The sequence below is a fragment of the Mesorhizobium sp. M1423 genome, assembly GCF_040317575.1.
Taxonomy (GTDB): Bacteria; Pseudomonadota; Alphaproteobacteria; order Rhizobiales; family Rhizobiaceae; genus Mesorhizobium.
In genome coordinates, this window is the sequence record NZ_JAMYKU010000006.1 from 263,151 (window position 1) to 276,200 (window position 13,050).

Sequence of the window (13,050 nt, forward strand, 5' to 3'; positions counted from 1 at the left end):
TTCGGCCACCGATGGCGGCAGCGTCAGGTCTTCCACCATTTCCGGCCTGACGGCAGCCGTTCAATACCCGACGTGTCGACGGCGGCCAGTCGCTCCGACACGCTCTTGCCGTCGACCACAAGCTTCGGTGCAATTTCTGCCAGCGGTGCCAGCACGAAGGCGCGCTCCAGCATGCGCGGATGCGGCACCTCCAGTCCGGTCTCGTGGATGATGCGGTCACCGAACACCAGAATGTCGATGTCGATCAGGCGCGGACCCCAGCGCTCCTCCCGCACCCGCTTCAGTTTTCGCTCGGCGTCGAGGCAAAGGTCGAGCAAAGCCCGCGGCGCAAGCGCGGTCGAGATCTCGGCCGCCGCATTGAGGAAATCCGGCTGATCGAGCTTGCCCCAGGGCGGCGTTCGGTAGAGCGACGAAACGGCAACGACGCGCGTGCTCTCGTCGGCATCCAGAATGCCCAGTGCCGCAGCCATCGACTTCGCCGGATCACCGAGATTGCCGCCAAGGCTGAGATAGACGGTGTTGTTGTTACTATTCTGGCCAGACAACGGTCACCTCGACATGATCGAGCACACCCGGCACCGGGGCGTTCGGCTTGCGCACGGTGATCTCGGCCTTTTTGATCTGCGGAAACCGCGCCGTCAGCGCCCTCGCCACTTCGAGCGCCAGCGCTTCGATCAGAAAGCGCCGCTCGCCGGTAATGATCTTTTCGATGACCGCAAAGGCGATGCCGTAATTGACGGTGTCCTCGATAGAATCGTCGACCAGCGCCCGCCCGGGGTCTACCGTGAGTGCCGCATCGACATAAAAGCGCTGGCCGAGCGTCTCCTCTTCGTCCAGCACACCGTGCCGGGCGAAGAAGGCGCAGTTCTTCATGCGGATGACATACATGGCTCAGCTTTCCCCGATCTCACGTGCCAGCATAGCATCGGCAATAGCCAACGCATCCACGTTGATTGCGACATCGTGGACGCGAAAAAGATGCGCGCCTTTGAGCCTCAGGATGACGCTTGTGGCGGCGGTTCCGGCGCCCCTTGCCGCTGCGTCGCGGCCGGTGACGGTGCCGATAAAGCGCTTTCGCGATGTGCCGGCCATCAGCGGAAAGCCCAGCGCACGAAGCTCGGAAAACCGTGCCATCAGGTCAAGGTTTTCCGCGGCTGTCTCCTTGGCGAAGCCGAAGCCCGGATCGAGCACGATGTGGTCGTCGGCAACACCGCTCCGTTGCGCGATTTCCAGCGACTTCCTGAGGAAGAAGAGCTGATCGGCAATCACGTCGGGCAGTTTCTGCCGGTCCCGTCCCGTGTGCATGATGACAAGGCCGGCGCCGGTTTCGGCAGCGACGCTGGCAATGCCCGGCTCGCGCTGCAGGCCCCAGACGTCGTTGACGATATGTGCACCGGCTTGGACGGCAAGCCGCGCCGTATCCTGGCGATAGGTATCGACCGAGATCAGCGTTCCGCCAGACGTCGCGAGCGCCTCGATGATGGGCACTATGCGGGCCTGCTCTTCCTTTGCAGACACCGGAGAGGCACCGGGACGCGTCGATTCTCCGCCGATGTCGATGACGGAGGCTCCCTCCTCCACCATACGGCGCGCCTGGTCCACCGCTTTTTCCGGGGCATCGAACAGCCCGCCGTCGGAAAAACTGTCCGGCGTGACGTTGAGGATGCCGACGACGATGGCCTTGCCGCCAAGGTCAAGATGGCGCCCATGCGCCAGCTGCCATCGCCCTGTCATCATTGCCCATCAACCATGTTCGATCCCACGTCATGACCGGGGATCAATTCCGTTGCGCCGGAGACGGCGGTAAAGCAAGGTGGGCAAAGAGGCAACACGATGAAACGATCCCTCCTCTGCGCCCTGATGCTCGCTCTGACCGCATTCCCGGCCGGCGCTACGACTCTCGTCAAGACATATAGTTATTTCCCGATCGGCGGCAGGACGCTCGACGACATCGGGACCCAGCTGTCGAAACTCGGGCCTCAGGTGAAAAGCACCGGGTCGCGGCATCCCGGCGCCACCCAGATGGCGTTCACCACCCGCGTCAGTTATGCGCAAAAGCCGGGCTCGTGCTGGATTGCCGACGCTGCCGTTACCGTCAAGGTCAAGGTTATCCTTCCCGAATGGCGCCGCCCGCGCAAAGCCGATGCAGGCGTCAAGCTGTTCTGGGAGACTTTGTCCGCCGACATCAAGCGCCATGAGGAACGCCACGTCGAGATTGCCAAGAACCATGGCCGCGAACTAGAAGACGCCTTGAAGGCGAGCTACCCTGAAAAGACCTGCGAATTGGCCAAGGCCAAGGCCGCGAAAATTACAGCGGCCATGCTTGCCAAGCACGACCAGGACCAGATGCGCTTCGATCGTGTGGAAAGCGTCAATTTCCAAAGCCGCATCCTGCGGCTTTTGCACTATCGCATCGAGCGCATTGAGAATGGACGGCTCGCTCCCGGCTGAACTCCGCGTCGGACAAAGCCAAATTTGGAACAAAGCCAATTTGGCGAAGCATAGTGCCAGCTTCGAAAAACTTTCGAGCCGCTGTCGAAATCGGCCTATAGCGAACGACATATGCCAGGTTCGCAGGGATCAGCCTCCGGCAAACGCCAATCGGCGTACTAGATGCTTCCCAGCCCGTCGCGGAAGTGCACGCAGGCATAATGGATGAACGGATATGGACCAGGCTATCGACAAGCAAGCGATGGTGGAAACCAGCACGCCGCTGACCGAAACCGAGAAAAACGCCATCATCGGCGGCGTGCTTTTGTCAATGCTGCTGGCGGCGCTCGACCAGACCATCGTCGCGCCGGCGATGCCGACGATGGCACGTCTGCTCGGGCATGCCGAATATCTGCCGTGGATCGTAACCGGCTATCTTCTGACCGCGACCGCAGTGGCGCCGCTCTACGGCAAGATCTCCGATATCTATGGCCGCCGGCCGACCGTCTATGCGGCAATCCTGATCTTTCTCGCCGGGTCGCTGGTCAGCGCCACGGCCCCCAACATGCTGGTCCTGGTTGTCGGCCGGGCGATCCAGGGCGCCGGCGGCGGCGGGCTGTTCGCCCTGACGCAGACCGTGATCGGCGACCTCGTGCCGCCGCGCGAGCGGGCTCGCTACGCCGCCTGGATTTCGGGCACCTGGGCCGTCGCCAGCATCGCCGGGCCGCTGCTCGGCGGCACCTTCGCCGAACATCTGCATTGGTCGCTGATCTTCTGGATCAACATTCCGCTCGGCCTGCTGGCGATGGCGATCATTAACAATCCGCTCAAGAAGCTGCCGATCGCTGCAAAACATCACCGCATCGACGGCCTCGGCGCGCTGCTTCTGGTCGCGGCCACCTCGCTGCTGCTGCTTGCCTTGAACTGGGGCGGCAGCGAGTATCCGTGGCTGTCGCGTGAAATCCTTGGACTGCTCGCCTGCTCAGCGGTGTTCTGGAGCGCGTTCGCGCTGCGGCTGATGCGCGCGGCCGAACCGCTGATCTCGCTGGAAGTGCTCGGCAATCCGATCGTTCTCGCCGGCACGTTGTCGATGTTCCTGCTGCAGGCCGCCAATGTCGGCTTGTCGGTCTATCTGCCGGTCTACCTGCAATCGGTCGTCGGCCTGTCAGTCAGCGAATCTGGCACCGCGTTGCTTGGGCTGATGCTCGGCACGGTGGCCGGTGCGACATTCAGCGCGCGAATGATCCCACGCTTTTTCCACTACAAGCGCATTGCCATGGTCGGAACTGTTTTCTCGATCCTGTGCCTCGGCGTGCTCAGCCTGGTCGCCGGGCATGCCTCGCTATTGCTTGTCGAGGTGTTGACGACCTGCATAGGCCTGGGCACAGGCACGACCTTTCCGGTTGCCACTGTCTCAGTCCAGAACGCCGTCGATCGCATGCACCTTGGCGTGGCGACCGGCGTTCTCACCTTCCTCCGCTCGCTGGGTAGTGCGCTTGGCGTCGCCATGCTTGGTGCCGTCGCCCTTGGTTACGGGCTGCCGCTGGCCAGCGAAGGCACGCAGACGGCCGGCCATATCGCCTCAGCCACGCCGTTCGTGATGATCTTTCTTGCCGCCGCCGCGACCTTGCTGCTGTCGTTCATCACGCTCTGGCTGATGCCGGAGAAAACGCTTCGCGGCCATGCCGAGGCTTCGGCCCCAGCCCTGGCGGAGTAGACCGGCCTGGTGAAATCCGGCGAGCTTCAGTCGACCACGCCGAGCTTCTTCTGCAGGCTGGTCGACGAAGTCGTATACTGGAACACGATGCGCTCGCCGGGGCTGATGATGCGCTTGGCTGCCTGTGCCATTAGAGCGACCTCATGGAAGCCCGACAGGATCAGCTTCAGCTTGCCGGGGTACCAGTTGATGTCGCCGACGGCGAAGATGCCGGGCACCGACGTCTGGAATTTTTCGGTGTCGACCGGGATCAGGTTTTCGTGGAGATTGAGGCCCCATTCGGCGATTGGGCCGAGCTTCATCGTCAGGCCGAAAAATGGCAGCATCCGCGTGCACGGCACTTCGACATCGCCCTCCGGCCCCTTGATCGTGGCGGAGGCTAGCTGGCCGTCGCTGCCGGTCAGGCCCGTCACCTGTCCGACTTGGAATTCCAGCTGCTTCATCTCTTGCATGGCATACATCTTGTTGACGCTGTCGGGCGCTGCCCGGAATTCGGGCCGCCGATGCACCAGCGTCACGCTCTTGGCCACCGGCTGCAGGTTCAGCGTCCAGTCGAGCGCCGAATCGCCGCCGCCGACGATGACGAGGTCATGGCCGCGAAAGTCCTCCATCCGGCGCACCGAGTAGAACACGCTCTTGCCTTCATAGGGTTCGATGCCTGGAATCGGCGGCCGCTTCGGCTGGAAAGAGCCGCCGCCGGCGGCAATCACCACAATTTTGGCTTCGAACACCTCGTTTTCGTCGGTAGTGACGCGGAAGCTGCCGTCCTCCAGCCTTTCCAGGCTCGAAACCATGCGGTTATAGGTGAATTCGGGCTTGAACGGCGCGATCTGCTCAAGCAGCTTGTCGACCAGACCTTGCGCCGAGATCGAGGGCCAACCCGGAATGTCGTAGATCGGCTTTTCCGGGTAGAGTTCGGCGCACTGCCCGCCGGGCCGGTCGAGTATGTCGATCAGATGGCACTTCATGTCGAAGAGGCCGAGCTCGAATACGGCAAACAGGCCGACAGGCCCTGCCCCGACAATGAGTACGTCCGTCTTGGTGATAGCGGTCATGAAGCATGCGCCTTAATGGGAAAACGGCGCGACACTGCATGACCATTGGTCCGCTGCCAAGCGGCAGCGGCAAAAATCGGCTTCAGCCTTGGCGGGCCGGCACGCGCACGACCAGCCCATCGAGGGCGTCGCGCACCTTGATCTGGCATGACAGCCGCGAATTCGGCTGGACGTCGTAGGCGAAGTCCAGCATGTCTTCTTCCATGGCTTCCGGCTCGCCGACCTCCGCCGTCCAGGCTTCGTCGACATAGACATGGCAGGTCGCGCAGGCGCAGGCGCCGCCGCATTCCGCTTCTATTCCCGGCACCGCATTGCGGATCGCATTTTCCATGACGGTCGAGCCGTTTTCGGCATCCACGTCAAAATGCGTGCCGTCATGGGCGATGAAGGTCAACTTGGTCATTTGTCACCTGAAGGGAGTCTGAGCCGACATAATCACTCTGCCAGGCAAGTCAACTGCGGCGCGAAAGCGCCGCTGCGTGGCGTTTTGGGAATAAGTTCTATCGGCTGATGGCGGCGACGAAGTCGCGCACTTCTTCGATCAGTGAGCCAAGGCGCTTCAGCGTGCTGGCGTCGTCGGGCCGGCATTCGATCGCACTGGCGCAATCGGCAATGGCGAAGGCGCCGACCCCGCGCGCCGAGCCTTTGAGCCCGTGCGCCAGTAGCAGCCGCTGCCTGACATCCGCATCGACGATCTTGTCGCGCACCGATAGCGCCTGCTGCACGAACAGTGCCAGCACCTCTTGCTCGAGGCTCCGATCGCCCATCGTCTGGCGCGCAAGATGCGCCAGATCGATCGGCCGCGCCCCAGCTGTCCCTGACACGTCACCGCCGGGCATCGAGAAGGCAATGCCGTTTTCGCCACGTATCACTTTGAGACTCCGTTCTTCGACCGCCGCAAAAAATAGGCGTATCCGGTGGACAACGGGTTAATGATTGACCCGGAAAAATGTCGCGATAACGGCGCCGGAATCACGGCTGTGTTAACCTTATATTTAAAGTTTTACGTATCGGACGGAATGCATGTTTTCTTTACCCCGCTGTGTCATTACGATACGACAGGTCCATTTTCAGCCTCCTGCGCGGGACACGCTAGGCAGAATCAATAAGCACAACCATAAGTCCCGCGGCAGCTTGTACAGGGTAGCGAAGGCATGGCGAAGAAACCAACGACGACAAAAACGCTCGACAGCGACGTAGCCAGGGAACTCGAAAAGGCACTTGATATCGATCTGAGCGGCGATGCCGGCGGCGACTTCGACATCGCGGCATCCATGGAAGATCTGGAAGCGCAGATATCGCAAGCCGCCGACGAACTGGCGCGCGAAGGCCGCAGCCAGAACGAGGCGCCTGCCCCCGACCAGGCCCAGAATGCAGCACCCGCCGCCAATCAAAGCCAGAACCTAAATCCCGCGCCAAAAGCCAAGCCGGCTGAGTTGCGTCCTGTCGCAACGCGCAATGGCTCGCAGCCGCCAGCTTTCTCGCCGGCCAACGACGATCGTCAAAAAGACTATAAGACGCTCCTGCACACCCTCAACCGGCGCGCCTCGAACACGATCTATTGGGTCGTGGCTTTTGTTTCGCTGGCCTGGATCGCCGGCGCCGGTGGCCTCGCGAACCTGTTGTTCGGACCTGGCATCTGGAACATCCGCACCTTCGATCAGTTTTTCGCCCGTCCCGAGCTGATCGGCCTGGCGGTCGCGGCAATCGTGCCCGTCATCCTGTTCTGGGCATTCGCAGTGATGATTCGCCGCGCTCAGGAGATGCGCCTTGCCGCGCAGTCGATGACCGAGGTGGCCTTCCGTCTGGCCGAGCCGGAAAATCTTGCCCAGGATCGCGTCATGATGATCGGCCAAGCGGTTCGCCGCGAGGTGGCGGCCATGGGCGAAGGCATCGAACGCACGCTTGCGCGCGCCGTCGAGCTCGAAACGCTGGTTCACAGCGAGGTGAACCAGATCGAGCGCTCCTATTCGGAGAACGAGTCCCGCATCCGCTCGCTGGTCGACGGGCTGGGCAGCGAGCGCGAAGCGGTCGTCACCCATGCCGAGCGTGTGCGCGCCTCGATCACCGGTGCCCACGAGACGCTGAAGGACGAGATCAACGCCGCCAGCGATATCATTCGCGACAGCATTCTCAACGCCTCGACCAAGCTGTCGATGACGATCAACGAATCCGGCGACACGCTGATCGACAGGATCAACGGGAGCTCGATGTCGATCTTCGATTCGGTGGAAGGCCGGCTCGAATCGATCACCGACCGGCTGTCGACGTCGGGCGAGGCCTTCGCCAGCCTGCTCGACACCCGCATCGCCAAGCTGACGGACACCACCGATGGCCTGACGCGGTCGCTGACCGACCTGCTCGACGACCGCACGACCGGCATGGTGTCGCTGCTCGGCGGTGCCGCGCGCACACTCAATTCCGAATTCGAAGCCAGCCTCAACGGCATCGAGCGGACGCTTGCCGAACGTGGCCAGGCGCTGATCAGCGAGTTCCAGACCCGCGCCGAGGCGCTCGACACCGGTACGCAGAAGCTCAACGCCGCGCTGGAGGCTCGCGCACGCCAGATCAACGAGACGCTGGTCGAGCGCGCGCGCGAAATCGCCCACACCTTCCAGGATAGCAAGGAGACGCTGTCGGCGATGATCGATCAGGGCAAGACCCAGATCGGCGCCGACATGGCCGACATCATCTCATCGACCTCGACCATGCTCGAAGCCCGCGCCGGCGATTTCGCCGGGCGCATGGAAGCGGCGCGCCATGTCGTATCGCGATCGTTCGATACGGACATCCAGCGGCTTGCGGATGCTCGCGCCGGCATCGAGGAAGCCGTCGAAAACCACAGCCGCAAACTTTCCGAAAGCCGCGACCGGATGGCGGCGGCAATGCAGGCCGATCTGGCGAAGTTCGCCGAGGGCCGCGCCGAAATCGATGCGGCGGTGACCAACCAGGTGCAGAAGCTTGCCGAAGGCCGCGGCCTGATCTCGCGCGCCCTTGAAGAGGATCTGCGCAAGGTCAACGAATCGCGTGCAGCGATCGACGCTTCGCTGGGCAGCCATCTAGAAAGCCTTGAAGAGGGCCGCAACCGGCTCGCCCAGGCCTTGAACGAAGACTCTGGAAAACTCGTACAAGCCCGCACGATCATTGATGAAATGGTTGCCGGGCACGTCGGAAAGCTCGCCGAAGGCCGCAGCATTCTTTCGCGCGCGCTCGAGGCCGACCTCGGCAAGCTGGCAGACAGTCGCGCCAGCATCGACGGCCTTGTCGCCGGTCAAGTCGAAAAGATCGCCGAGGGTCGCGCCATACTCGCCAGTGCGCTGGAATCCGACATCGCCGGCATCAATGGCCTCATCGAGGCCCATTCGGCGAAATTGGCGCAAGACCGCAGCGGTCTTTCCCAGTCGCTCGAGAACGACCTGTCCGACATCAGAGGTCTGATCGCCGATCATTCGGGCAGGCTCGCCGATGATCGCAGCCTGCTTTCGAAGACGCTTGAAGACGATCTTGCCAAGCTGGCCGAAAGCCGGTCGAGCATCGACGGGCTGGTTGCCGGCCAGGTCGAGAAGCTTGCCGAAGGCCGCGATATCCTCAAGCGCGCGCTGGAATCGGACCTGAACGCGATCAAGGGCGTCATCGCTGGCCAGTCCGAAAAGCTGGCGGAAGACCGTGGCCAGCTGTCACGGGCACTGGAGAGCGACTTGGAGGCTGTGCGCGGCGTTGTCTCCGATCACATGAACAAGCTCGCAGAAGACCGTTCGACGCTGTCGAAGGCGCTCGAAGACGATCTCGCCAAGTTGGCCGAAAGCCGCTCGAGCATCGATGTGATGGTTGCCGGCCAGGTCGAAAAACTGGCAGAGGGCCGCGACATCCTCAAACGCGCTCTGGAAGCCGATCTGAGCACCGTCAAGGGCGTCATCGCCAGTCAATCCGAGAAGCTGGCGGAGGATCGCGGTCAGCTGTCGCGCGCACTGGAGACCGATCTCGAGACCGTGCGGGGCGTCGTCTCCGAACACATGAACAAGCTCGCCGAGGACCGTTCGGCCCTGTCGAAGGCGCTCGAGGACGATCTCGCCAGGCTGGCAGAAAGCCGGTCGAGCATCGACGGGCTGGTTTCCGGTCAGGTCGAGAAGCTGGCCGAGGGCCGCGACATCCTCAAGCGCGCGCTGGAAGACGATCTCGCCAAGCTGGCCGAAAGCCGCTCGAGCATCGACGGGCTGGTTTCCGGCCAGGTCGAGAAACTGGCCGAAGGCCGCGACATCCTCAAACGCGCTTTGGAGGCCGATCTCAACACGATCAGGGGCGCCATCGCCGACCAGTCGCAGCTATTAACCGACAATCGCGCACAGTTTTCGCGCGCCCTAGAAGCCGATCTCGGCAACGTCAACAGCCTTGTCGCTACCCACGCGGAGAAGCTCGTCCAGGACCGCTCGACCCTGTCGAAGGCGCTCGAGGACGATCTCGCCAAGCTGGCCGAAAGCCGCTCGAGCATCGATGGGCTGGTTGCCGGCCAGGTCGAGAAGCTTGCCGAAGGCCGCGACATCCTCAGGCGCGCTCTGGAAGCCGATCTGGAGAGGCTTGCATTGAGCCGCAGCGAGGTCGACGAGATTGTCGCCGGTCATGTCGGCAAGCTGACCGAGGGCCGCGACATGCTGACCCGCGCATTGCAGGACGATCTCTCCAGGCTCGCCGACACGCGCAAGGATGTCGACCGTTCGCTGTCCGGCCATATCGACCAGATCGCCGCCAGGAGCACCGACATCTCCGATGCCATCGCTGCCGACGTGGAAAAGATCGAGCAGGCGTTCAGCCGGCAGACAGGCATCATCGAGGAGCGCGCCAGCACCATGGAGCGGGCGCTGTCGACGGGTGTCGACAACGTTCGCAGTGTGCTCGAAAGAAGCGCGGTCTTCGTCGCCGGGGCGCTGCGCGAGAAGGTCATGGAAGTCACCAGCGCTCTGCATGAGCAGGCGGGCGCTGCATTCAGCGATGCCGACCGCAAGATCGCCGAGCGCGCCGAGCAGACCTCGGCCGCTCTGCTCGCCAGGGCGGAGGACATCGCCCGCACCTTCGAGGAGGCGGATCGTCGCCTCGCCGCCCGCGCCGAGGATACGTCGAGCGCACTGATTGCCCGCGCCGACGACACGTCGAACACCTTGCTCGCGCGCGCCCAGGAGACGGCCGATCAGCTGGCAACCCGAGCAAGTGAGATTGCCGGTACCTTCGACGCGGCGGACCACAGGCTGGTCTCTCGCGCCATCGAAACGGCCCAGTCGCTGGCTGCACGTGCCGGCGACATCTTGCGCAATTTCGAAACAGCTGACGAGCGGCTGGGCGTGCGCATCGGCGAATCCGCCGAAGCTCTCGCGGCACGTGCGTCGGATCTCGGCCGCATTTTCGATGCCGCCGACCAGCAACTTATTTCGCGCATTGCCGAAGGCTCCGAAGCACTTTCGGCACGTGCGTCCGAGATCGGCCGCATCTTCGAGGAGGCCGATCATCGCCTGGTGTCCCGTATCGCCGACAGCAGCACCGCAATCGGCGAACATGCCGACAACATTGTCGGTGCCTTCACCAGCACCGAGCAGCGGGTTGCCGAACGCGCCAGGCAGACTGGCCAGGAACTCGCCGTCCATGCCCGTGAAATCGAGCAGCTGCTTGCCGGTGCCGACGAACGCCTGGCATCGAGTGCTGCCGCCACAGCGGCCCGCGTCGAGGAGCAGGTCGCCAGCGTCGAGAACCGCCTCGCCTACACTGCCGAGACAATGGGCCAAAAGCTCAACGAACAGGTCTCGAACGCCGAGGCGCAATTAGTCTCGCGTGCCAACACGATCGCCGAAACCTTCACCGCGGTCGGCCAGCATATCGGCCAGAGCACCAACGACGCTGCAAAGACCATCGGTGCCAATACTCGCGAGCTCAGTACGATGCTTGCGGCACGTTCGGCCGAAATATCGAAAATCCTGGACGAGACGGCACGGCCTCTGGTCGAGCGCTTCGCCCAGGGCGGCTCCGAGCTGCAAAAGAGCATGGAAGAGGTCACCGAACGTGCGACAGAGAAGCTGCGCACTCAAAACGCCGCCCTCGTCGACGCCCTCGCCAGCCGCACGGCCGAAACTCTGTCGGCCGTCGAAGGCGCGCGCTCGACGCTTGCCGACAGCGTTGCCGACCTCATCGGCCGCATGACCACCTCCAGCTCGCAGCTCGGTCAATTGATCGAGCAGGCGGCGACCAATCTCGGCCAGGTCGACGAACGCCTGACTGGGAGCACGCAAAGCTTCGCGGCGACCACGGAAAAGACCGCCCAGACTTTCGCCAGCTCGGCGCGCCTTGTCGATTCGAACACGACGCGGCTCACCGAGCTGTCGTCCTCGACCTTGCGCGAGGTTGCCTCTATCGCCACCAAGTTCGACGAGCACAGCCGGTTGCTGTCCAGCGCCTCGGATCTGCTGAGCTCGGCCCAGAGCAACCTCGAGCACACGCTCGAAAGGCAATCGTCGCTGGAGGACCTCGCCGTCGGCCTTGTTAAGAAGTCGGAAGATCTCGAAAGGGTCATGCGCTCGTTCGAGAATCTGGTCGGCCAGACGCTGCAGAACGCCGAAGGCAAGACGCTGGAATCCGCCGACAAGATCCGTGCCGCGATTTCCGAAGTGGTCGATTCGGCTACCAAGCGCTTTGCCGATGCGACCGAGGAAATGCGGCGCACCGCCGGCTCGATCAAGAGCGAGCTCGACCTCACCCGAGCCGAGCTCAAGAAAGGCGTCATCGAGATGCCGGAAGAGGCAAAGGAATCAACCACGGCTATCCGCCGTGCCGTTTCCGAGCAGATCAACGCGCTGAAGGAACTTTCTGAAATCGTTGCCAAATCTGGCCGCAGCGCCGACAGTTCGGAACAGCGCAACCTGCGTCCGGCGCCGCAAGCGCCTGCCGCACGCGCCGCCGAGCCGCCACGCCGCCCGGCTCCGGCTCCGGAACAGCGCCGTGCACCGCAGGCGCCTTCGGGCGAGACGGCGCTGCGCGGCACGCTCGACCTCGAACGTCCCGCAGACACAGCGCTGCGCCAGCGCGACCCCAACGGCCGCACGCCGCAAGGCGGCTGGGTGCGCGACCTCCTGACCGGTGCATCGCGCGAAGACGACGCCAAGCCGGCGGCGCCTGCCGAAGCGCCGCGCCCGGCTCCCGCTCCGCGTTCGCCGCTTCATGTCGTGGAATCGCTGAACTCGCTCTCCGTCGATATCGCCCGAGCCATCGATCACGATGCCTCGATCGAGCTGTGGAACCGATACCGGCGCGGCGAGCGCGACGTCTTCACGCGCCGTCTTTACACGCTGAAGGGCCAGCAGACGTTCGACGAGATCCGCCGCAAATATCAGTCGGAGGCGGAGTTCCGCGCTGCTGTCGATCGTTACTGCGACGATTTCGAAAAGCTGCTCAAAGACGTGTCGCGCAACGACCGCGACAACATCATGGCGCAGACCTACCTGACGTCGGATACCGGCAAGGTCTACACCATGCTGGCCCACGCCAGCGGCCGCTTGCATTGATCAGACGACAATGGAACATGAAAAAGGCGGGAAATTCCCGCCTTTTTCGCGCCGTGCTGATCTTGATCCTATCAACGCATGAAGCGACAGCCCAGGATGCGTTCAAATGACGAGGCATCCTGCTCTATCTGTTGTTTAGCCGCATTTCTGCGGTGCCAAGTAACACCATTGGGCTGAATGCTCTAGGGTCAAAAACCAAACACTCTGAACGACCGAATTCGACCGATAGTGTTGAAGAAGTCGGCGATGAAGCCGTGGATCCACTCGCACCGAAGCGTCTTGATTAAGGTCGACGCGACCTCCTCGC

At 62.9% G+C, this 13,050-nt stretch carries 9 protein-coding genes; 3 read left to right on the plus strand and 6 right to left on the minus strand.

Annotated elements, in window-relative coordinates; genetic code table 11:
- Window positions 1–23 precede the first annotated feature (23 nt).
- From folK to folP, 3 genes are read right to left on the minus strand one after another with little or no spacing between them, the layout of a single operon-like run.
- Entirely contained in the window at window positions 24–545 is a 522-nt protein-coding gene (folK, locus tag NKG95_RS10850; RefSeq protein WP_023717824.1) for a 2-amino-4-hydroxy-6-hydroxymethyldihydropteridine diphosphokinase, read from the minus strand.
- Entirely contained in the window at window positions 529–888 is a 360-nt protein-coding gene (gene folB, locus NKG95_RS10855; RefSeq protein WP_023717825.1) for a dihydroneopterin aldolase, read from the minus strand. The genes folK and folB overlap by 17 nt, the downstream gene beginning before the upstream one ends.
- A 3-nt stretch (window positions 889–891) precedes the next feature.
- The gene (gene folP, locus NKG95_RS10860; RefSeq protein ID WP_023717826.1) at window positions 892–1,737 is read right to left on the minus strand and encodes a dihydropteroate synthase; all 846 of its coding nucleotides are present in this window, start codon (window positions 1,735–1,737) and stop codon (window positions 892–894) included.
- Window positions 1,738–1,833: 96 nt separating this feature from the next.
- Here folP and NKG95_RS10865 point away from each other — a divergent pair, with 96 nt between their 5' ends.
- Together NKG95_RS10865 and NKG95_RS10870 are read left to right on the plus strand one after the other, a co-directional pair.
- Complete coding sequence (locus NKG95_RS10865; RefSeq protein ID WP_023717827.1) at window positions 1,834–2,451, plus strand: DUF922 domain-containing Zn-dependent protease; 618 nt, start codon at window positions 1,834–1,836, stop codon at window positions 2,449–2,451.
- A 214-nt stretch (window positions 2,452–2,665) separates the two neighbouring features.
- Window positions 2,666–4,147 (plus strand): MDR family MFS transporter, encoded by a 1,482-nt coding sequence (locus tag NKG95_RS10870; RefSeq protein ID WP_023717828.1) that lies wholly within the window; start codon window positions 2,666–2,668, stop codon window positions 4,145–4,147.
- Between the two features lie 26 nt (window positions 4,148–4,173).
- On the opposite strand, the gene NKG95_RS10875 is transcribed toward NKG95_RS10870, so the two are convergent.
- The 3 genes from NKG95_RS10875 to NKG95_RS10885 form a co-directional block, all read right to left on the minus strand.
- Entirely contained in the window at window positions 4,174–5,202 is a 1,029-nt protein-coding gene (locus NKG95_RS10875; RefSeq protein ID WP_023717829.1) for an NAD(P)/FAD-dependent oxidoreductase, read from the minus strand.
- A gap of 82 nt (window positions 5,203–5,284) precedes the next feature.
- On the minus strand, window positions 5,285–5,605 hold the full coding sequence (locus tag NKG95_RS10880; protein WP_006334837.1) for a 2Fe-2S iron-sulfur cluster-binding protein: 321 nt from the start codon (window positions 5,603–5,605) through the stop codon (window positions 5,285–5,287).
- Window positions 5,606–5,702: 97 nt separating this feature from the next.
- On the minus strand, window positions 5,703–6,071 hold the full coding sequence (locus NKG95_RS10885) for an Hpt domain-containing protein (RefSeq protein ID WP_023717831.1): 369 nt from the start codon (window positions 6,069–6,071) through the stop codon (window positions 5,703–5,705).
- 285 nt (window positions 6,072–6,356) lie between these two features.
- On the opposite strand from NKG95_RS10885, the gene NKG95_RS10890 reads away from it, so the two are divergent.
- Entirely contained in the window at window positions 6,357–12,743 is a 6,387-nt protein-coding gene (locus tag NKG95_RS10890; protein ID WP_352642074.1) for an apolipoprotein A-IV repeat region-like domain-containing protein, read from the plus strand.
- Window positions 12,744–13,050 lie beyond the last annotated feature (307 nt).